At 58.3% G+C, this 21622-nt stretch carries 11 protein-coding genes; 5 read left to right on the top strand and 6 right to left on the bottom strand.

Annotation, left to right across the window (positions count from 1 at the left end; all coding sequences use genetic code 11):
• Nucleotides 1-4 precede the first annotated feature (4 nt).
• From ACIX8_RS23480 to ACIX8_RS23470, 3 genes are all read right to left on the bottom strand, one after another.
• Nucleotides 5-2575: a DPP IV N-terminal domain-containing protein gene (locus tag ACIX8_RS23480; protein ID WP_014267894.1), complete on the bottom strand. Its 2571-nt coding sequence runs from the start codon at nucleotides 2573-2575 to the stop codon at nucleotides 5-7.
• 389 nt (nucleotides 2576-2964) lie between these two features.
• A complete protein-coding gene (locus tag ACIX8_RS23475; protein WP_014267893.1) occupies nucleotides 2965-4662 on the bottom strand; it encodes a DUF885 family protein in 1698 nt (565 codons plus the stop codon).
• Between the two features lie 260 nt (nucleotides 4663-4922).
• Nucleotides 4923-7139, bottom strand: coding sequence for a glycoside hydrolase family 31 protein (locus ACIX8_RS23470; RefSeq protein WP_014267892.1), 2217 nt, complete (start codon nucleotides 7137-7139; stop codon nucleotides 4923-4925).
• A gap of 213 nt (nucleotides 7140-7352) precedes the next feature.
• Between ACIX8_RS23470 and ACIX8_RS23465 the strand changes: the two genes are divergently transcribed.
• Together ACIX8_RS23465 and ACIX8_RS23460 are read left to right on the top strand one after the other, a co-directional pair.
• Entirely contained in the window at nucleotides 7353-9089 is a 1737-nt protein-coding gene (locus tag ACIX8_RS23465) for a DUF885 family protein (protein WP_223295424.1), read from the top strand.
• Nucleotides 9090-9113: 24 nt separating this feature from the next.
• Nucleotides 9114-11462 carry a hypothetical protein gene (locus tag ACIX8_RS23460; RefSeq protein ID WP_014267890.1) on the top strand — a complete coding sequence of 783 codons (2349 nt, stop codon included), beginning with the start codon at nucleotides 9114-9116 and terminating at the stop codon, nucleotides 11460-11462.
• 279 nt (nucleotides 11463-11741) lie between these two features.
• Here ACIX8_RS23460 and ACIX8_RS23455 read toward each other — a convergent pair whose 3' ends face one another.
• On the bottom strand, nucleotides 11742-12401 hold the full coding sequence (locus tag ACIX8_RS23455; RefSeq protein WP_014267889.1) for a Fic family protein: 660 nt from the start codon (nucleotides 12399-12401) through the stop codon (nucleotides 11742-11744).
• The gene (locus tag ACIX8_RS23450) at nucleotides 12402-12587 is read right to left on the bottom strand and encodes a hypothetical protein (protein ID WP_014267888.1); all 186 of its coding nucleotides are present in this window, start codon (nucleotides 12585-12587) and stop codon (nucleotides 12402-12404) included. It lies immediately after the preceding gene.
• A gap of 211 nt (nucleotides 12588-12798) precedes the next feature.
• On the opposite strand from ACIX8_RS23450, the gene ACIX8_RS25780 reads away from it, so the two are divergent.
• The 3 genes from ACIX8_RS25780 (at nucleotide 12799) to ACIX8_RS23435 (ending at nucleotide 19531) form a co-directional block, all read left to right on the top strand.
• Complete coding sequence (locus ACIX8_RS25780) at nucleotides 12799-13233, top strand: hypothetical protein (RefSeq protein WP_014267887.1); 435 nt, start codon at nucleotides 12799-12801, stop codon at nucleotides 13231-13233.
• Between the two features lie 891 nt (nucleotides 13234-14124).
• On the top strand, nucleotides 14125-17514 hold the full coding sequence (locus tag ACIX8_RS23440; protein ID WP_190273727.1) for a TonB-dependent receptor: 3390 nt from the start codon (nucleotides 14125-14127) through the stop codon (nucleotides 17512-17514).
• A 1807-nt stretch (nucleotides 17515-19321) separates the two neighbouring features.
• Nucleotides 19322-19531: a hypothetical protein gene (locus ACIX8_RS23435; RefSeq protein WP_014267885.1), complete on the top strand. Its 210-nt coding sequence runs from the start codon at nucleotides 19322-19324 to the stop codon at nucleotides 19529-19531.
• A gap of 68 nt (nucleotides 19532-19599) precedes the next feature.
• On the opposite strand, the gene rpoD is transcribed toward ACIX8_RS23435, so the two are convergent.
• Nucleotides 19600-21321 carry an RNA polymerase sigma factor RpoD gene (gene rpoD, locus ACIX8_RS23430; RefSeq protein ID WP_014267884.1) on the bottom strand — a complete coding sequence of 574 codons (1722 nt, stop codon included), beginning with the start codon at nucleotides 21319-21321 and terminating at the stop codon, nucleotides 19600-19602.
• Nucleotides 21322-21622 lie beyond the last annotated feature (301 nt).

Genomic DNA, 21622 nt, shown 5'->3' with positions numbered 1-21622 from the left:
CACCTCAATTTTCTGTGGGTTCGGCAGCCAGCGAGACCTTGTTCCAGTCCGGCGGCTCTGCGCCAAGCAGGTTGTGCACGAAGTAGTCATCGCGATAGTGCTCATCGCTGAGAATGCCGACGCCATGGTTCTGACCGGGGATGTAGAGCATGTCGAAGTGCTTGTGCGCCTTGACCAGCGCGTTGACCACTTGCAGCGAGGACGCGGGATCGACGTTGGTGTCCATCTCGCCGATGACGATCAGCGCCTTGCCCTGCAGGCGGTACGCATTATCGACGTTCGACGATGCGGCGTACTGCGGCCCGAGGGGCCAGCCCATCCACTGCTCGTTCCACCAGATCTTGTCCATACGATTGTCATGGCAACCGCTGTTGGTGACGACGACTTTGTAGAACTCTGGATGGAAGAGAACTCCGCCCAGCGAACTCTGGCCGCCGGCCGAGGTGCCGAAGATGCCGACGCGCGAGATGTCGTAGTACGGATACTTCGCGGCGACGGCCTTATGCCAGAGGATGCGGTCCGGGAAGCCGGCGTCGCCGAGGTTCTTGTACGCGACATCGTGGAAGGCCTTCGAACGATTGCTCGTGCCCATACCGTCGATATGGACGACGATGAAACCGAGTTCCGCCAGCGCCTGATCCGATGCCACAGGGGTGAAGGTCTTTGGCACGAACGAGCCCTGCGGACCGGCGTAGATATCTTCGATCACCGGATACTTTTTCGAAGGGTCGAAGTTCAAAGGCCGGGTGATGGTGCCCCAGATGTCGGTCTTTCCATCGCGACCCTTGGCGACGAAGACCTCCGGAAACTTGAAGCCCGCCGCTACTAGCGCAGAAGTGTCGCCCTTGTCGAGATCGAGAACGACCTTCTGGTCCTCGGTCCGGCGCAGTTGCGCAACCGGAGCGAGGTCTATGCGCTGCCAGGTGTCGATGTAGAACTTGTGGTCGTGCGAGAAGCTGACCGAATGCATGCCGTCGGCATCGGTGAACTTGGTGAGACCGGTGCCGTCGAAGTTGATGCGGTAGAGCTGCGTGAAGTACGGGTCCTGGCCGGGAACGATGCCGCCGGTCTCAAAGTAGATCTGCCGCTTGGCATCGTCGACCCAATCCACATTGCGGACCAGCCAATCGCCCTTGGTGATCTGGTTTTTCAACTTGCCGGTCACGCCGTCGTAGAGATAGAGGTGCTCCCATCCATCGCGCTCCGACGCCCAGATAATCTCCTTGCCGTCGTTGACGTCGTGCCGGTATTTCCTGCCAGCGGAGAGCCCGGGGCCGAGGTTGCTGTAGTAGAAGAACGTCTTGGTCTGCTCCGAGATGAGTGGCCGCGCCTTGCCGGTCTTCCCATCGACCTCGATGACGGTATAGGCCTGGTGGCCGCGCTGGTTGTACTCAAAGGTGAAGCCGCGACCGTCCTTCCACCACACGGGTTCGCTGATGTCGTAAGGATTGGGGAAGAGCGTGGGGTCGATGTCTGTTTGCTGTTTGGTGGCTACGTCGAAGAGGGCAGGGTAGGCGATGTCGAGGGTATCGCCCGGTTTGTTGTAGTGAATCGTGCTGTGCTTGGGCTGGATCTGGTCAACCGGTGAGGACTCGATATACGTGACCTCGCGATCGTAGCCGGGACGCGTGTGATACGCGACGAGTTTCTTCGAGTCCGGCGACCAGGCGAAGGAACGCAGCGAGTAATAGTTGCCCTCAGAGCCGTCAAAGCTGATGGGATAGGCAGGCTTATCGCCCTTGGGCTTGATGAAGACGTTGAAGTTCTGCACGAACGCCTCGTAGTTGCCGTCGAACGACGCACAAACCTCAGGCGGCTCAGGCGGAAGCTGACCCAGCAACTGCGAGCCGACTCCGGCGCGCTCCCTGCGCCCCTGGGGGCGGTCCTGCGGATGCGGCGTTGGCGCGCAGGCAGGCTGCCTGGCTTCAAAGTGGCCTTCGTCATCATCCTGCGGAGCGGGTGGATGGTACTCGAGTCCATCCACCGGGTCTCCACCCGGGCCTTCGAGACTGGCCTCGGGGTTGAGCAGCGACTGGTCCTCAGGCGCCGGACGTCCCTCACGACCGGGGCGCGGAATGGGGCCTGTCTTCGTGCAGGTGTAGTCGGAGAGCGTGCACTTGTAGAGCGAACCCTCGGTGCCGAACTGGATCGCGTGCTCGTCATCGACGAAGGTCAGAGGCGCGGTGCTTCCAGGTGCTTCCGGCATAGGACGCGCGCCGGGACGTTCCTGCCTCGGAGCGAACGGCAGCTTCAGCGCAGTGTATGGCTTGCCTACCGCCTTGGAGATCGCGGCGGCCAGCTTCTCCTGGTCGAAGGCGGCCTTCTTTTCGCCGGCGTCCGCATGGACCAGGACGAACTCGGTGCCGCCCTTGACCGACTTCGGGTACCAGAAGTGGTCGGTGTTGTTGATCCAGGCCATCGTCCCGGGTGTGTTCACCACGAGATCGCGCGACTTCAACCGCAGGTCATGAGCTCTCTGGTAGTCCGCTAAGGTTCCTTGTGCGTGGAGGACGGGGGCGAGGGAGAAGAGGCAGAAGGCTGTGGCGGTAAGAGGGCGGAGGTGCAGCGTACGCATGGTGGCTCCCGGGAACCGGTTATTTTTGGGAAGTATACATGATTGTATCCAAAGTGAGATATCCGGTTTGGCGTTGGGGAGCGGATAGAGCAGGGAGGGATGGTGGTAAGGTTTGCGCGGTAGCTGTTGTTTGAAGAGTGCGTCTTTGTTTCGACGGCCTCTGCTGCCTCCTGCTTTTGCTTTTCTGGTTGTCATTCCGAGCGCAGCGAGCGAATCTGCTTTCTCCCGTTTTTCTCCGATGCCAGCACGAACGTTATGCGCTGATGCAATCTATGGCTTCCATCTGCCCAGGTGTTTCTGGGTGATAGGGGCGAAGAGCGGGGGGAAGCAGATTCGCTCGCTGCGCTCGGAATGACAAGCCAGAAAAGCAAAGGCAACAACGGGATCGATCAGTGCAGCTTGAGTGCCGGAACATCCACGGGGTCATGGAGCAGCTCCCAGCGCTGGAGCGAGAGCGGTACATTACCGTTGAGCCAGACGAAATCGTGGAAGCTCTGAAGCGAGAAGCTGTCTCCCTGTCTTTGCTTTACATCCGCGAGCAGGCCCATGATCTGCAGTTTGCCGATCTGGTAGGTCATCGCTTGTCCAGGGGCCGTGGCAAACAGGGCGACCTCATCATGCGCTGTGTGCGAACTCATAGGAACGGTCTTCGTCATGTACTCCATCGCTTGCGCCATCGTGAGCTCGCCCAGCGCGAGCTTTACATCCACTTCAACGCGCAGGGCACGCAGCTTCATGAAGTTGTAGATCAGGCGGCGGGTACCCGGGTCGCGGTCGAAGAGGCCGGCCTGCAGCATCATCTCTTCGGAGTAGAAGCCGATGCCTTCGTTCGGTCCTGAATCGTAGAAGTGCGTGCGGATGAGGTCCGGATTGGCGAAGCTCAGCACCTTCTGGAAGTAGTGGCCCGGCACACCCTCATGAAGGATGATGGGTCGCGGATCGAGCGACGTAGCGAAGAAGCCTTGGGTGCCGGGGTGGATGGCGGCGATGTAGCTGGTGCCGTCCTGGTCGAGGCGCAGTGGCGAGGTGAGGTCGTCGGTCGGTGACAGGTCTTCAAGCGGTGCGACATACGCCGGCAGCGGAAGATTGCGATAGTGTTTGACCCAGGTAGGAACGGTCAGGATGTGGTGGGACTGCAGGTAGGCACGGATCGCGAGCTCATCGGACTGTTCCCGCTGCATCTGCTCCTCGGTGGATTTGAAGACCGGCAGCGGCTGCGTCTTGTCGTCGCGGGCTGTATCGTAGGCGGCGACCGCGAGGGTGCGATGAAGCTCCTGTTGCGCCATCAGCAGCATCTGCTCCGGTGTGTAAGGCATAAGCGCGATCTGGCGCAGAAAGTAGAGATAGTTTTCGCGGCCGATTGCTGTCTCTGTCTTCGCGATGTGCTGCTGCTGGAGCCAGGCGCGAAAGTCCTCAAGGCTCTTTGTGGAGGCTGCAAGAGAGGCTTCCAGCGCGTGGGCATGTTCCGCGTCGAGCTGCGGCTCTACCTCCGAGATGACGGTGCGGAGACGAGGCGCGATGTCTGCGAGTTGTTCGATGGCAAGGTCTGCGAAAGGCTTGCGCATGTCGGTGAGATTCTTGCGGGCCGCATCGAGTGTCGCCGGAAACGATGCCAGCCGCGAGACCAGTTCGTCCTGTCGCGCACTGGAAAAAGGCGGTGGAGGCAGCAGGGGAAGGTACAGCGCGCCGAGTGTCTGGTCGATGTAGAAGCTAGGGTCGCGCTGCCAACGCGCGTCGATATCCAGCTCCCAGTGCACACGAGCCAGCGCGGAGCCCATGAGCCGGTAGTCCACCTGCTGCGTGATGGGCGCTGCGGGATCTGCGAGCTTCGCGAAGCGTCCCTCGAAGCGGAGGAGTTGGGCGCGGTAGCGAGTGACGGCCTGAGGCGACCAATCGATGACGAGGTTCGCAGGGCGATCGAGCCTGGGGATATCGTCGGTGCTGAAGGGCTGCTCCTGCGCGCGCCACGTCCAGAAATCTTTGGCGAAGTCTTGCAGCGTCTCCGCGTGAGCTGCGGGGCCGAAGGTAACAAGCAAGGCGATGGCTGCAAGGAACTTCAACGCAAATTTTCTTGAAGTGAATCTCATCGCGCTCCTATGTGCTGAATTGGCTAGAGATGTAGCGCATTTATTTTCGACGTTCCTACAAAACTGTCATCTCGACCGAAGGCGGCGCTCTTTGCCGCCGTAGTGGAGAGACCTGCAGTTTGCTTGTGCGGGCGATATTGCCCTCGTCGGCAAACTGCAGGTCTCTCCACTACGCATGACATAGTGCCGTCATGCTCCGGTCGAGATGACAAGGTAGGGGTAATTTGGATAGAACCCTCAGCATCTATATGGAAACTGTTCTAAAACACTACCGTCTGCGGAGCCTGATGAGGCATGATCGTCTTCGCCTCACCGCCTGCAAGCGAAACGGTCAACTCCTTCGCTGCGGCAAGACCTCCGTGCGCGACGCTGTAGTGCAGCGTTCGCTTTGCGTCGTCCCACTTCAGGTCGACGATGGAGAATGTGCCTTTCTCATAGGCGAAGCTCAAGCCGTCATCGTCATAGAGCTGGAAGCTGCCGTCGGCTCCCGGATAGATCGTCAGGTGAACCGGCTCGTTAGAGTGTTCGGCAACATACTGCTTCACCGGGCCGGTAGGGACGATGGCTCCAGCGCGAACGAAGAGAGGCAGCGCCTCAAGCGGAGCCTGCACGGTTATAGTCTTGCTGCCATCGACAGGCTTCGCTGTCCAGAAGTCGTACCACCCGCCTGCGGGAAGATAGACCTTGCGCTCCGTCGCTCCCGGCTCGAACACCGGAGCCACCAGCAGGCTTGGCCCGAAGAGATAAGCATCGGCGGTCGCCCAGGCGGTCTGGTCTTCCGGGAACGAGAGCCCCAGGCTGCGAATGAGCGGGATGCCCGTCTTGTGCGTCTCCCAGGTCGCGGAGTAGAGATACGGCATGAGCTGCGAGCGCGTGTTGAGATACTTGCGGCAGATAGGTTCGACTGCGGCATTATGCAGGTCTTCGGGCTTCGGCAGGAACGCCTGGGCGTTCTCTCCCATCTCTGACGCGCCGTAACTTCCCGTATTCCAGCCCCAGGGACGGCGCAGCTGCCAGGTGCGTCCGTGGCAGCGGAACGAGGGACAGAAGGCTCCGAACTGGAACCATCGCACGAACAGCTCCGCGGTGAACTCCTTCGTCGGCACAAAGCCGCCAATGTCCGTACCCCAATAGGGAACGCCGCTCAGGCCGGCGTTGATACCCATCATGATCTGCGTCTCCAGCGTCTTCCACGTAGAGAACGTATCGCCGGACCACAGCCAGCCCCAGCGCTGAATTCCCGCATAGCAGTTGCGGTGCAGCGCGAACGGTCGCTTGTCCGGAGCGCTCAGGCGGCCGCCCTCCCAGTACATCCGGTTGCGAACCAGCCGCGAAGGCACGGGCAGCACATCGCCCTCGTCGGGCCACCATCCATCGACGCCCATCTTCACGAACGGCACGTGCTGCTGCCAGTAGTTGGCGGCGTCTCCCGCTACGGCTGCGGCAGAGCCCGCATCGTCCACCTTGCCGTGCAGATTTTCCGGAGGGTTCACCACGTGCAGCACGACGTTGAAGTGCAGGTCATGGAACTCGCTGAGGATCTTTTCAGGATCGGGAAAGACCGTCTTGTTGAACACGAACGAGCCATGGCCCGTGTTCCAGCCGGAGGGACAGAAGCCCGTACCGAGATAGATCACCGCATCGCACGGTAGCTTCTTCTCGCGAAACGTTCGAGCCTCATCGAGGATCTGTTCGCGGCTGTCGATGGTTCGATGCGACTGCTGAAAGCCGAGCGTCCACTTGGCCGGGAGGTGAGGGAAGCCGGTGATCTCCGCGTACTGGCGAAGGAGTCCGGCGGGGGTCGGAGAGACGCAGAGGTAGAGGTCCTGGCCGCGCGCGACGTCGCTGGGTTTGAAGATTCCGGTGTCGCCGGAGAGATCGAACTGGCCGCCGGGCTCGTGGAAGTAGAGCCCCCAGCCCTTGCCCATGACCCACGGGATTGGATTGCGTGCGCCGAAGATCCGCAGGTTGTCGCCCGCGCCGTTGCGCATCATGTCCTTCACGCCGCGGCGATCCATCGGATGAACGCCGGGGCCCATGCCGTAGACCGGCGCGTTGTTGTAGCCGAAGCCGATCTGGTTGAGGTCTGGGCGGAAGACAAGCTCCTGGATGACGCCGCGCTGCGGATGTTCGACCGCGATCTTCAGCGGTCCGGTAGCGATGCGTACCGTGTACTCGCCCCACGGAATACTCTGCCCTGCGGCGTCCGTGCGGAGCGTAAGCATGGGCTTCGCAAAGACGCGCGGAGCGATGCTGCCGTCCTCGTAGTAGCGGTCCAGCGTCTCATCGACTGCCGCAATCGAGATCCTCAAGGTGGAATCCGTAACGGCCGTGATCGTCACGTCCATCCCGACGGAGCCTGTTGCAACGGCGGAGGGCGCAAGCAACTCAGCGTAAGCAAACCGCTGCCGCAGCAGCACTCCTGCGGATACAGCGCCCAACCCTGCCACGACCGACCTGCGCGAGTGCTTTTTCATGGAGAAGACCCTCATCTTCCGTGCTTTGTATAAACCTGGCGTTCGCGAACAACCCTTAGTCGCGAGAGTAAACAAATACTAATTTGTATACAACTGAAAATTCTTTCGGTATAACTTTTCCTACCGGCAAGGAGAGGCGCAGGGACTCCCTGAACCCTCTTTCGCTGCTATTCCAGCTCCAACAAGGCTTGAACGATGCGGATTTGTCCACGGGTGCTTTGGGTTTTCTTCGTCTCAGCCGCTCTGTCCGGCGCGCTTGTCCACGCTGCCCCGGCGGCCCCATCCACCGACTCGAACGCTCGTATGCCGTCGCTGATCGAGCAGTTCAGCGCGGACCGCATGTCCCTCAATCGGGCGTATCCGCTCTCGATCTCGCCGAGCCACATGGCGCGTTTCACCAGGTTCTATCAGGACGAGCTCGTCACTCTCAGCGCCGTCGACTTCAACGCTCTCTCGCAGGAAGACCGCGTCGACTACCTTCTCCTGAAGAACTGCCTCACCGCGAACCTTCATCAGTTGGCAATTCAGAAGCACCAGATCGAAGAGATGCAGCCGCTGCTGCCCTTTGCCGCGGGCATCGAAGAGCTACTCGATAAGAAGCGGCTGATGCAGCGGCCTGACGCCGAGAAAGATGCCGCGCTGCTTGCCGAGATGGTGAAACAGATCGACGCGGCCCGCAAGCAGTTCGATCCCAAAACCGAGGGACACGCCAAGATCGATCCTGTGGTCGCGAACCGCGCCGTCATCGCGACGCACGAACTCAGCGAGGCCCTGCACGACTGGTTCGGCCAGTACAACGGTTACGATCCGACCTTCAGCTGGTGGGTCGACGTGCCCTACAAAGACGCGGACAAGGAGCTGACAGCCTACAGCGGCTTCCTGAAAGAAAAGCTCATCGGCATCGCGGCTGATGATAAGACCACCATCATCGGCGATCCGGTCGGACGTGACGCCCTGCTCAACCAGCTCTCCGACGACATGATTCCGTACACCCCCGAAGAGCTCATCTCCATCGCACAGACCGAGTACGACTGGTGCATGAAGGAGATGCTCAAGGCGTCGCACGAGATGGGCTATGGCGACAACTGGCAGGCCGCGGTCGAGAAGGTCAAGCAGATGCATGTCCCGCCCGGCGAGCAGCCGGAGCTCATCCGCAAGCTCGTCGTGGAGGGCAGCGACTTCGTGAAGAAGAACGATCTCGTCACCGTCCCGCCCCTCGCCGACGAGACCTGGACGATGATCATGATGACGCCCCAGCGGCAGCTCGTAAATCCGTTCTTCACCGGCGGCAACGAGATCAGCGTCTCCTACCCCACCGACACCATGACCTACGAGCAGCGCGAGATGAGCATGCGCGGCAACAACATTCCCTTCGCGCACGCCACGGCGTTCCACGAGATGATCCCCGGGCACTTCCTGCAGTTCTACATGAACGCCCGTTACCGCACCTATCGCCGCCCGTTCTCCACGCCGTTCTGGGGCGAGGGCAACGCGCTCTGGTGGGAGATGCTGTTCTACGAGAAGGGCTTTGAGAGCACTCCTGAGGAGCGCGTCGGAGCGCTCGTCTGGCGGATGCACCGCTCTGCCCGCGTGCTCTTCACGATGAACTTCCACCTCGGCAAGTGGACGCCGCAGCAGTGCGTGAAGTTCCTCATCGACAACGTGGGCTTCGACTCCGAGAACGCCCTCGCCGAGGTCCGCCGCTCGTTCGACGGCTCGGTCGGGCCTCTCTACCAGTGCTCGTACCTGATGGGCGCGCTGCAGTTCCGCGCGATGCACCACGAGCTTGTCGATTCGCACAAGATGACCGACCGCCAGTTCCACGACGCCATCCTCCACGAGGGAGCGATGCCCATCGAGATGCTGCGCGCCGATCTCGAAAACGTCAAGCTGACGGCGGACTTCCAGACCTCCTGGAAGTTCTACGGCGACCATCCCACGCATCCGTAACGCAAGGCGAAAGGATTCCGAACCATGGATAGACGCGACTTCATCAAGAGCATGGCCGCCAGCACGGCAGTCCTCCACACGCTCAGCGCGCAGGGTGCCGGACAGGCACTCCACCCCTCGCGGACAGGCTCTGTTCCTGCCTCCGCTGCTTCTGTAGAAGGCCACACCAAACTCGCGAGCTTCACCCGTAAGGGCGAGACCTGGACGGTCTACGAAGACCTCAGCGTGCGCGACGGTGTCCTCACCTTCGTCTCATCCGCAGGTACGGCCCGTGTTTTGCCCAAGACCGCAGAGGCCACCTTCGCCGACGACGGCCCACAGCATCTCGGGCTCGACATCAAGGACATCGGCATGGCCGGCGCGGACCTCCTCGCGGACAAGCTTCTTGCCCACGGAGACCCCAGGGAAGAAGAGGTGCACAAGGCCGCCCCACCCATGAACTCCGCTCACCATGAGGGCAACAACCCGAACTACCGTCCCAGCTGGAACACCTTCGTCGGCACGCGCGAGTGCAGCGACACGATGCCCGTCTATCCCAGCGGCAGCACGCGCACCTATCATCCCATCCAGTACTTCAAAGAGCTCACGCAGGAGCGCTCCAACCAGCGCCACGAAGGGCTCGTGGGCGGATGGATGCCGGCCGTGCGCAAGGTTCTCCCCGGCGACAACGGCTCCTACTACGAGATCGTCGTCTTCGGCGATGTCCTCGCCAAGGACCGTTTCATCGTGCAGACCTGGCACCGCACGTCGCACATTCAAAACGGCAAGATCGCCAAGGTGGAGTTCGGCTACAGCTATCCCGCCTACACGCGCCGTCGCCAGGACCCGAAGCCCGAAGAGTTCTATCTCGGCCTGCTCGAGTTCGCCGAATACTGGGAGCGCCAGACCCACGACCTGGTGCCCCTCAGCCTCCCCGACAAGAGCTGGACGGACATGGTCCGCTACGCCTTCGTCAAGGAGCAGATGGTGCGTCCCGGCGGCGTCTATCCCAAGTACGGCGCGGTCGATCGCGACTACTACGGCCCGGAGTACGACGGCTTTCAGGACATCTTCACGATGGCCCTCTACGCCAACCTCGAGTGCGGCCGCTTCGATCTCGCGCACGATATCTTCGACAACTACTTCTCCGACTTCACCGACAGCAAGGGCATGATCAACATGCGCGGAGCCGAGACCGCACAGTTCGGCCTCACGCTCTTCCTCATCGCGCGCTACTACCAGCTCACCGGCGACAAGACGCTTCTCATCAAGCACCGCGAAAAGATCGAAGCGACTGCCACGCTCCTCGCCGAACTGCAGGACGAGTCACTCAAACTCAGCCCCACCGACCCGGGCTACGGTCTGCTTCACGGATGGTGCGAGTCCGACTCCTGCCTCATGCCGGACCCCTCGATCTGGGACAAGCCCTACTTCTCGAACAGCGCCTTCACCGTCCGCGGCTGGCGCGACATCGCAGGCACATGGCGCAAGCTGAAGTTCCCCGGCGGCGAGGCTCTCGCCACCGATTGGACACGTCGCAGCGAGCAGCTTCAGGCAGCACTGACGAAGAGCATCGAGGCCAACATCCGGCATGACATGAAGCCCGCCTACATCGGCCCCATGCCCGGTGTGAAGCTCACCTTCCGCGAGTCGATCGAACAGGAGCACCCCAGCGAACAGGGCTGGACGCACCGCTGCTACGCCGAACTCCTCCAGCCTGACGTGCTTCCCGCCGCCCAGGCCAACATCGTCATCGATTGCATGCGTGCCTACGGTGCCACCACTGCCGGGGTCGTGGCCAACGTAGGCCGTGCGAATCCCCACGACCGCGCCATCCTGGGATTCGTCTCCTACGGCTACGCGGCAGCGTTGCTCCACCTCAACCGCATCGAGGAGTACATCCTCTTCCTCTACTCGCACCGCTACCACGACCACTCACGCGGCAGTTGGACCGCCGGCGAGGTCTCCGGAATCACCGGCGGCGGCGCACTCTTCTGCATCCCCGCCCAGCAGACGATTCCCCTCCTGATCCGCTGGATGCTGGTCTTCGAGGACTCCGATGAAGACCGTCTTCACTTCGGCCGCGCCCTGCCGCGAGAGTGGGTAGCCACAGGCAAGCCCATCGCCATCTCAGGCGCACCGACCCGCTGGGGACGCGTCGACTACCACCTCGAAACCCGCAGCTCCAACACGTTGGCAGCCAGCATCACCCTGCCGGCAAAGGGCGACCTTCCCAAAGAGCTCCACGTCACCTTCCGCGCCGGAGACGGTCGCAAGCTGGTCAGCGCGACGGTCAACGGCAAACCAGCGCAATTCGGTGGACCTCATCAGGACGCCGTCGTCATCGTCCCCAGAGGCGAACGAGTGTTTGAGGTGGTCACACAGCTTGCCTAGCCGCGGTATCTACCATGGCTCAAGCCTCGGGTTTCCATAGGGTGCCGTAAAGGCTAGCCGCGCGATGCGACTTTAGCTGCTGGGGTAATACGCATGAGCGCGCCACGAATCTTCGGCAACCTCTTCAACCCTAGATGCATGAGCCTGGGTATAACCCATTGCGAGCCAAAAGCATTGGAAGATGCTGACCGATTGACTTTTGCTGCAGCTGTTGTGTTTGCGCATAGTGTCTTTGAAGACTTACTTCATCGTGCAGTAGATTTCTCTTATTGAGAGAATTTACTCGCCGCCCGTCTCAGATTCTTCATAAACCGCATGAAGCTGTTTGGCGAGCATGGCAGCGAGCAACTGCTTCATTGCCGTCAAGTCGATCTTGCCTCTCTCCCACGCATTATCAGCAGCCTCAAGCGCCTTGTAATAGGGCGTCCTGTCCTGCTCAATCTGCTCAGGAATAGTAAGCTTACCGGGAAGCAGCGCCTTTAGCCTGACACAAAGCACTAAATACGAAATTGCACGAGATGTCCGGCCATTCCCGTCTGTAAATGGATGAATCCAGTTCAAGCGCCACATTACATATGCAGCGAGATGGATTGGGCTCTTCTCTATCCACTTATCGTTGACGTAATCGCACAGTTCCTCGATACGTTCTGGAACTTCAAAAGCTCCTGGTGGCTTGTGCTTGCTCTTTCCAATCTCGATTCCAGATGGTCGCCAATTGCCAGCGTAAGCAGATATCCCATTGAGAGCCGCACGATGAAGATGAAGGAAATGCGACGGACGCAGTTTGAAGGTCCGCTCAGGTTGCAGAAAGGTTTCTACCATGTCCGCAACGGCCCGAAACTGCTCAATTGTGTTGAATGCTTCTTTGCGTGCAAGTTGATCGGAATCGGTGATGATCTCCGCATCTAACGCGCGACTATGCCGCGTCTCGTCCGCCATTTACTTGGCAGTGGCTCCCTGTGCCATGATCTGCTCATCAGCTTCAACGATCATTTCCCACGTTACGCGATCGTTTTCAATCTTTGCATTGCCATAAGCGAAGCTGCGTCGTTGCGCTTGCCGTTCCTCTTCAGGAAACGGACGATTCTTTGCCGCTTCGATCAATCTTGCCAGTTCTGATGTCATAGCATACCCCGCAGCACGCTATCTGTAGGTGCTTGTTAAACACTAACACTTATAGATACTATGGATGCCCAAGACATTTAGGAGTGAATCTCGAACATCATCGGCGGTGAACGTGTGGCACACCCGAGATCGTTACTTGCCACAGTATTCTTCTAACGAGCAATATCCCGCCACCGTGCCAACCTAAGCCCGCATCGACAAGGACACCAGCATGGGAAGCCTGAATCTTTCCTCCGCAGTTCATGTACTTCCGTGCCCGAACTGCAGGGAGACCATCAACACCTCGGTACGGCAATGTCCGTATTGCTCTGCACTCATCGACCCTGCGGCTGCGGAGGTGTCTGCTGCCGCTACCAGCAGGATCAGCGCGGCGTGCAGCGATGCCAGCGTCCTGAAGATCATGGCCTGGATGCTGGTGCCGTTCTTCTTTCTCCAGATCGTTCCCTTCCTGGGGTTGGCCGGTGTGGGAGGACTTTTGTTTCTCAGGGTCGCGATCCCTGCGATGGCGATTCGCTGGTGGATCAGGTTCGGCTCGATCAAGACGGACGATCCCGACTTCGTTCGCGCGAAGCGGATCGCGATCATTATCGGCATCCTGACGCTGCTGGACCTGGTGGATGTGATTCCCCTGCATGGGTGCGCGTAGCTCGAAGAGCGGATAGCTGTGTATCTGCGCGTTCGAGTGTGGCACCAAGCTTTATTTCAAAATTCGTTGTGCTTTGGCTTTGAAGGGGCGGGGCTTCAGCCCCGCCGTAAGGGGTAAGACAAAAGCGGCTTCAGCCGCGGAGGGGACGATGTCTATTGGGCAGTGACTCTGTCCATTGGAATATTTTGGCCCTTTAGAAGCCTCTGAGCTTGTCCAGGCGCATTCCCTCCGTAACTAAAGTCACGGCCTCTTGCGACTTCTAACGGCGGGGGCTGAAGTCCCGCCCCCTTCAAAACAAACGTTTAAATTCTCACTTTTTTCATACTTTGAAGCGGTGGCCTTGATGGCGCACTCCAGATTTATTTGGTTAAGGGCAGGCCCTGAAGCCGTGCCCTTAACGAACCCCACGTTGAAACGGTTGAACGAGACTAACGCAGCGCTGGCATATAAGTTTTTACGCACACTCCTATAAGACGCAACTTCTTCATGCTCAACCTTTTGAGCGATGGCCAAGCGTCCTGCATCCTCTACTGCATCCTTTCCGATTCGGAAAGGATGCAGTAGAGGCTTCGCAGTTGGATACCTCTAACGCAGGTTAATCGATATAAAAATTAAAGCCGAGCAGTCATACTTTGCGATAAGAACTGCGTCTAAGGGTGGCGTCCATCGCCCCGCATCCTACCTCGTATCGACCCCGCAGACCATTGCCGAATCGGGTACTGCGCGTCTTGCCAGTCGTATAGCGAACAGCTTAAGCTTCTCACCGCAGGCAGCAGAGCTGTTCGAGCGCTATATCCGCACTGCACGAGGAAATGAATGAAGCACAGTATCATGCAATTGTTTTCAGGGGCCAAGTATTTAAGCATTCGTTCAAAAGTACAAGCTATTTTATTGAGCGCATGCTTCGCCATCACCGCAACATCCTTCCTATCAGCACAGAGCACCACAGGCGACATTACTGGAACAGTGACCGACACCACCGGCGCAAGCGTGCCTAAGGCTACTGTGACACTCACTAACTTAGGGACAAAAGAAGTAAGAACCACTCAGTCAGGTGACTCGGGCGATTACACCTTTACACAGCTTGGCCCGGGCAGCTATTCGGTACAAATCAAGGAAACGGGCTTTCAGACCTTTATGATCCCCGCCATCGCCTTGAATGCTGGGGATCGCGCCCGCGAAGATGCGAAGCTTTCAGTCGGATCGGAAGCCACCACCATCACAGTGGACGCACAGACTCCGGCACTACAGACAGACACCTCCAGCATCTCGCACACGGTCACGGATCAGTCTGTGCAGGATCTCCCCATCAGCGGACGCAACTACATCAACCTCGTGCAGATCACGCCCGGCGCGAATGAAGGTCCAGGCAATGGACTGACGAGCGGCGCGCGTCCGGATGACCGTCGCCAAACCTCGGCGGTAGTAGCGAATGGCCAATCGGAGATTCTGAATGATGAACTCGTTGACGGTCTCGATAACAACGAACGCATCATCGGCGGTATTGGCGTTCGGCCTTCCATTGAGGCCATCAAAGAAATCAACGTCCAGACGAACAACTACTCGGCAGAGGTAGGGCGTACCGGTGGTGCGGTCATTAATATCGTCACCAAATCCGGCACCAATGCCTTCCACGGTTCGGTGTATGAGTTCTTCGAAAATGACGCATTGAATGCAACGCCGTATGAGTTCGGCGCGACACAGCCGAATGGTCAACCTCTTCCAAAACCTGAGCTACGCCAGAATCAGTTCGGTGGTTCGTTAGGCGGACCCATCGTGAAGAACAAGCTCTTTTTCTTCGGCGACTACGAAGGCTTGCGTCAGGTTTTGGGTCAGAACCCGCAGACATTCCAAACCTTGCTTCCATCGCAATATGAAACTCTCCATAGCGGGAACATGGCGGCAATCAGTTCACTGCTTGCCGACGGTGGCCCGATCGATCCGGTCGGGTTGAACTACGCTCTGCTCTACCCGCTGGCGAACACTCCTGCCAATCCAAGCAATCCAAACACGCAAGGCTTTACGGCCTCTCCGGTAACAACGCGCAACTCGGATACGTACGATGGACGTGTGGACTGGCAGATCGATCAAAAGGATCTGATCTACGGCCGCTACACCTACAACAATGTTCCGTCGAACTTTCCAGGTCTCTTCCCCATCACCAGCTTAGCCGGACTGAACATCGCTCCAGGCGGTGCGATCTTCAACTACTATGGCCAGGCAGTCGACAAGGCGCAAAATGCGCAGATTAATTTCGTGCGCACCATCAGTCCGAACCTGCTCCTCCAACTCGGCTTTGGATTCACGCGCGTCAACAATCAATCCTTGCCCCTCAACTATGGTGTCAATGTAGACGACGCTCTGGGCTTGCCCGGAATTAATCTCGGCGATGCCACCACGTCTGGTCTCACGCCGGCGTCAACAGCCGGTTACGGCGACATCGGCGATGGTGCCTTTATCCCCATCAAAGATATCGACAATACCTTCCAGGAGAACGGCTCGCTCACGATCAATCACGGCAAACACAGCATCAAGGTCGGTGCCGCGTTGATCCGGCGCCAGGCCGAGAATCTGCAAAACAACTACGGCATCGGAGACTACACCTTCAATGCTCTTAACCAGGATGCCACCGGACTTGCAGCACTGCTCCAAGGCAACTTCGCCAATGTGCAGCGTTCCAACGACCTTGTTACGCCGCACTATCGGGAATGGGAGCCGGACGTCTTTATTCAGGACGACTTCCGTGCCGCATCGAATCTGACGCTTAATATTGGTCTGCGTTATGAGGTGCTGACTCCCTTTACAGAAATCAATAACGCGCTGACCAACTTCGATCCTGTGAAGGGCGTTCTGCTGGTTGCCGGTCAGAATGGTGTCAATAAGTATGCTGGACTGAACCCGACCTACAGCAACTTTGGTCCCCGGTTTGGTTTCGCTTACACGCCAAGGCCGAACCTGGTACTTCGCGGCGGTTATGGTATGTCCTACTTCCAGGGCAACTACACCTCGAATGGCTCGGAAAAATCCCAGCCCTTCGTCTCTGACTATCAATGCAATAACGGTAGCTGCCCGGTAAACCCTGCAACCGGTGTTGCGCCGACTCGGTTCGCGCAAGGCCTGCCCGCACCCACAGCCTCCAGCGCCACGGACCCCTCGGGAAGTGTCAATGGTGTTCTCAATGCCGGGTTCCGTACGTCTTATCTGGAACAATTCAACCTGGGCGTGGAACGCAGCTTTGGCGTCAATGTGCTGGAGATTACGTATGTCGGCGAACTTGGCCGGCATCTGGCGCAGATCACCAATGATCAGAACGTACCTGCTCTGATCTCCAACACTGCGCTGGAGGCACTGGCTCGCCAGCAGGGAACAACGACTGCAGCCGCCTTTAACTCTTTGCGTCCCTATCAAGCTACTTTGCCGAATGCAACACAGGTCTCCCAGTTCACAAGTACAGGCGCTTCCAACTATCAGGCCCTTCAGATCTCGTTGACCCGACGTGCTGCGGCGGGCCTGACGATCGGAGCCAACTATACTTGGGCGCACAGTCTTGACAATGTTCTGGGGTATAGCAATGAGGTCAACGATGGTTATGGAGCTGTTCCCGGCAAACTCAGCACGATCGAGTACGGCAACAGCGATCTTGATCTCCGCAACCGCCTGAACTTCACTGCGAATTACGAACTGCCGTTTGGCAAGAACCTGAAAGGCCTTGCAGGCCTGGCAGGCAAAGGCTGGCAGGCCAATACCCTGCTGCGCTGGTCAAGCGGTCTCCCCTTTACTGTGCTGCAGAATAACGGCGTCGTTAGCACAACCTTCGGTTCCACAGGGAATTCGCGTCCCAACCAAAATGGCAAAGCCAATAAAAGTGGGTTCGATCTAAACGAGTTCTTTGACACGAGCGCATTCCAACCGCAAACTTCGGGGACCTTGGGATCTGAAGGCAGGAACTCACTGTACGGACCGCACTTCCGTCAGGTTGACTTTTCGATCTTCAAGACCTTCCCTGTCTATAAAACATCCAGCCTTGAGTTCCGTGTAGAAGCCTTCAACATCGTGAACACAACGAACTTCGCCAATCCAAACAATACCCTGAGCGTCACACCGAATACCCTCACTGTACCGAACTATGCGGGCAGCGGTCAGACGAGCGACGGGAATGGGAACATCACTCAACCAGGCAATCACTACAGTATCCAGTCGAGTTCGTTCGGCCAGATCACAAGTGCTTCGGCCAACTACGTTCCTCGGCAGATCCAGTTTGCGCTCAAGTATCAGTTCTAATTCAACCTCAACCCCAAGACACCCAGCGAGCAATCGCTGGGTGTCTTGTTTTGCATGCGGGCGCGTAACGACGCGGGTGATTCTCTCCCGTTCTGAATATCGGAAGCTGTATTTCTGCGTGCCCTTAACGAAACGTGTCCGATGAGGAAGGTTGGCCGTCTGTTTGTTCGCTGCTGACGGGAGCGAAGACCGTAAAAAACTGCCCTTAAAGAGCACAGCGATCACCCGCTAGTGGAGCAGGCGATCGCTGGGGTGAACTACGAGACGGTGATCGAGAGGAGGGTCGCGAGGAGCGTGAAGAGGCTAGCGATATTAAGAGTAATGGTCAACACAGGATGATTTACCTTTCTGCCTGAATACCACCAGAGCGGTTGAGTTGCACGGAAACCGATGAGAGCAACATACAGCGTTTTTGGAGGGTTGATACAACAATTTTTTTGTGCGCTTCGCGGCTTAGCAAGCCCTTAACTCATGGGGTACAGTGTTCTGCGATGGCATGGGCGTTGCCGCTGACGCGAGTTTAAGTGGCGTGGAGGACACAGCGATCACCCGTTTGTGAAGTAGGCGATCGCTGGAGTGAACTAGAAGTGGATGAAAAGAAGGTTCGTGAGCAAAGCGAAGAGGCTAGCGATGTTGAGAGTGATGGTCAGCACAGGATTAAATACCTTTCTCTCTGAATAACACCAGAGCGTTTGCATGATGTGGGGGCCCGATGAGAGTAACATACAGCGTTTCGGTGGTTTGATTCAACAGATTTCTTGCGCAGTTCGCGGCTTAGCAAACGCTGAAAATTCATGGGCACAGCGCCCTGCGATGGCATGGGGCGTCGCTGCTGACGGGAGCGAGTACCGAAAATGGCCGTTAAAGGGCACAGCGATCGCCTGCTTAGGAGCAGGCGATCGCTGGGGTGAACTACGAAACGGTGATCGAGATGAGACCCATCAGAAAGGCAATGAGGCCGGCAATGTTGATAGCAATAGTAAGCATGTGTCCACCTTTCTCTCAGGCGCAAAAGCCAGAGGATTCAAATGCTATAGAGCTGAGGGCCCAATAAGGTGAACATACAGGTTCGGACCTCAAGACACAATAGCTTTTTTCACCCATTGAACAAGTTTTAATCGATGTTGACTGCAAAGTTAACTCATCATTTTTGTTGACCGCTCATGTGTTTCGCATAAGCAATCTTCTCCTTGGAGCAAATCTGAGAAAACCCTGATGGACAAAGGGGTTTAAACGCTTTCGCTGCAGCGTTGTGAGGAGATCCTGATGTCCTCTTGTAAGGGATCGATAAGAATAATTTGTGTTCACGATACACAAGTTTTATCCAGCGCAACGGCTCTTGGCCGCGCCTGCCTTGTAGAGACTGCAGTATGCAGAAGATCCTCATGGAAATGGTGCATTCGCCGACAAGAATACGTCGAGCACCGCTTCAGCGAGGGCTGGCAAATCGCAGCACGCTTGGCAGGATTTCCTCAGCGGCTAAAAATGGGCTGCGGAAAAAGTCCCCATCTGATCTTTAGGGCCAACGGCCCGTTTCATCCCAGCTAAGAGTTTTCCGCAATCTGTAAAGCCGCGCGGCAACACAAGCATTCGTGGCATGGCTGAAGCTATGCCACCAATGCTTGTGGCTTTTCATGACCCGTTCACATGCAGCAAAGAAGTGCTGCGGACTGATTCGGTCGCACATCGCCAATGTTGACAGGGGTTTTCGCACGGTAGAGAATTGGCGGCATCAGGCAACGCCTGTCCTTCGCATGGAGTCCCATGAAGAAGAGAGCGGGCGCGAAGCTAGCCTCGGGAGGTCACTATGCAGGCAGTTCACGACGGACAGTGCGGGTTGTGCAGCCACTTTGGCGAACAGCACGCAAAGGCTACAGTTCTGGTGTCGATTCTCTCCAGCAAGAAAGCCGATGAGGGCCTGCTGGATGAATGCGGCCACCCCAAACACGCGGCACTGCACCTCAAGGTGACCCCCATCTCGGGATGCGATGGGTTCGTGCCCGCAGCACAGGCTTAGAAGCAGAGTGTAGAGAAAAACGAAGGGCGCGCCATCAAGGCGCGCCCTTCGTTTGTTATTGATACGGCTTAGAGTTCCTTGACGCCGTCGACGAATGCTTTGAGCTTGCGCGAGCGCGACGGATGGCGCAGCTTGCGGAGAGCCTTGGCTTCGATCTGGCGGATGCGCTCGCGAGTGACCTGGAATGACTGGCCGACCTCTTCGAGCGTGTGCTCGCTGCCGTCCTCGAGGCCGAAGCGCATCTTGATCACGCGCTCTTCGCGCGGGGTCAGGGTACGCAGCACCTGTGAGGTGTACTCCTTCAGGTTGACCGAGATCACAGCGTCAGACGGGCTGACGGCCATGCGGTCTTCGATGAAGTCGCCAAGATGCGAGTCTTCCTCTTCACCGATCGGCGTCTCGAGCGAGATGGGCTCCTGCGCGATCTTCAGGACCTTGCGGACCTTCGCGACAGGGATATCCATGCGCTTGGCGATCTCTTCCGAGGACGCCTCGCGGCCGAGCTCCTGCACCAGCTGACGCGACGTGCGGATCAGCTTGTTGATCGTCTCGATCATGTGCACCGGAATACGGATGGTGCGGGCCTGATCGGCGATGGCGCGAGTGATGGCCTGACGAATCCACCACGTGGCATAGGTCGAGAACTTGTAGCCACGGCGGTACTCGAACTTGTCCACAGCCTTCATCAGGCCGATGTTGCCTTCCTGAATCAGGTCGAGGAACTGCAGTCCGCGATTGGTGTACTTCTTCGCGATGGAGACCACGAGACGAAGGTTGGCTTCGATCAGCTCACGCTTGGCCTTCTCGGCGTCCATATCTCCCTGGATCATCTCGCGCTGGGTGCGCTTGAGATCGTCGAGTGAGATGCCCGAGTCAGCTTCGACGCGCTGCAGATCGACGCGGCAGTTCTTCTGCTGGCGCTTGTATTCCTTCTTCAGCTCTTCCGAGCGCGAGGCCTCGAACTTGGCCTCGAGCGAGCGGATCTGGCGCTCCAGTGTGCGCATGGAGTCGACGGTCTTGTTGACCTTGTCGAGTAGCCGCTTCTTCTCGCCGTTGGTGTACTTCAGCTCGCGGACGATGCGGTTGACGAACACATGTTCGCGACCCATGAGCCAGCGGCTCTTGCGCTTGTCCTTCTCCTTGGCCTTGGCGTCCTTGCCATGCGGCTCAGCGACGCGCGCGCCGAAGTCGGCGGCCTTCTTCTGGTGCTTGATCAGCTCGTCGATGCGGGCGACGGTCTGCTTCACGCGCGCGGCGAGGATCTCTTCGGTTAGCTCTTCTTCGTCGAATACGACGACTTCCTTGATGTTGCGGACGCCGCGCTTGAGGTCTTCACCGAGGCCGGTGATCTCGCGAATGACGATCGGCGAGCGCGAGATCGCCTTCATCACGCGCAGCTGGCCGCGCTCGATGCGCTTCGCAATCTCAACTTCACCCTCGCGGGTGAGCAGGGGAACGGTGCCCATCTCGCGCAGGTACATGCGGACGGGGTCGTTGGTCTTCTCGAGCGTGCCGGGCGAGAGGTCGAGTTCGACATCGTCGCCTTCTTCGCCGGACTCGTTATCGGAGTCTTCGGCGGCGCGTTCGCTGGCCGCACGGCGGCCTTCACCCGAGAGCACTTCAATGCCCTGGGTGTTAATGGTGGTCATCAGATCATCAAGCTCGTCGGGCGAGGTGATGTCTCCGGGGAGCAGGTCGTTGACTTCACCGTAGGTGAGGTAACCCTTTTCTTTGCCGGTGTCGATGATTCGGTCTACGTCTTCTTCGTACTTATCGAGTTCGTCTGCCACGTTTGGCGCTCCTAGCGGAATCTCGGCGCGGGTTGGCGCGAGAAAAATTATGGGAAAAGATCACGCTCGTACGTGCGAACGCGGAGGTCTCCCTGGGTTGTGTCGGAATCGCTAGGACGGGGTATGCGGTCAAGGCCGCGGGCGCGGGCGGAAGTCACTCAGGGCTTGAGGCTTCGGCAACTCAAAGGCGCACGTCTCCAGCGAAACATAGTGTACCACTAAGTTAGACGTGAAGGGCACTGGAAAAGATGCAGCGGAGGTGCTACGAAAGCGGTTGTCCTCTACCTTCCCGCCCTAAACT

Source organism: Granulicella mallensis MP5ACTX8, assembly GCF_000178955.2.
GTDB lineage: Bacteria > Acidobacteriota > Terriglobia > Terriglobales > Acidobacteriaceae > Granulicella > Granulicella mallensis.
Note: the sequence above shows the minus strand (reverse complement) of the source record. Positions and strands in the feature narration are given on the sequence as shown.

Bases quoted from the DNA above. Each gene is read 5' to 3' on its own strand.
- ACIX8_RS23480 (WP_014267894.1), bottom strand. From the start codon at position 2,575: ATGCGTACGCTGCACCTCCGCCCTCTTACCGCCACAGCCTTCTGCCTC.
- ACIX8_RS23475 (WP_014267893.1), bottom strand. From the start codon at position 4,662: ATGAGATTCACTTCAAGAAAATTTGCGTTGAAGTTCCTTGCAGCCATC.
- ACIX8_RS23470 (WP_014267892.1), bottom strand. From the start codon at position 7,139: ATGAAAAAGCACTCGCGCAGGTCGGTCGTGGCAGGGTTGGGCGCTGTA.
- ACIX8_RS23460 (WP_014267890.1), top strand. From the start codon at position 9,114: ATGGATAGACGCGACTTCATCAAGAGCATGGCCGCCAGCACGGCAGTC.
- ACIX8_RS23455 (WP_014267889.1), bottom strand. From the start codon at position 12,401: ATGGCGGACGAGACGCGGCATAGTCGCGCGTTAGATGCGGAGATCATC.
- ACIX8_RS23450 (WP_014267888.1), bottom strand. From the start codon at position 12,587: ATGACATCAGAACTGGCAAGATTGATCGAAGCGGCAAAGAATCGTCCG.
- ACIX8_RS25780 (WP_014267887.1), top strand. From the start codon at position 12,799: ATGGGAAGCCTGAATCTTTCCTCCGCAGTTCATGTACTTCCGTGCCCG.
- ACIX8_RS23435 (WP_014267885.1), top strand. From the start codon at position 19,322: ATGCAGGCAGTTCACGACGGACAGTGCGGGTTGTGCAGCCACTTTGGC.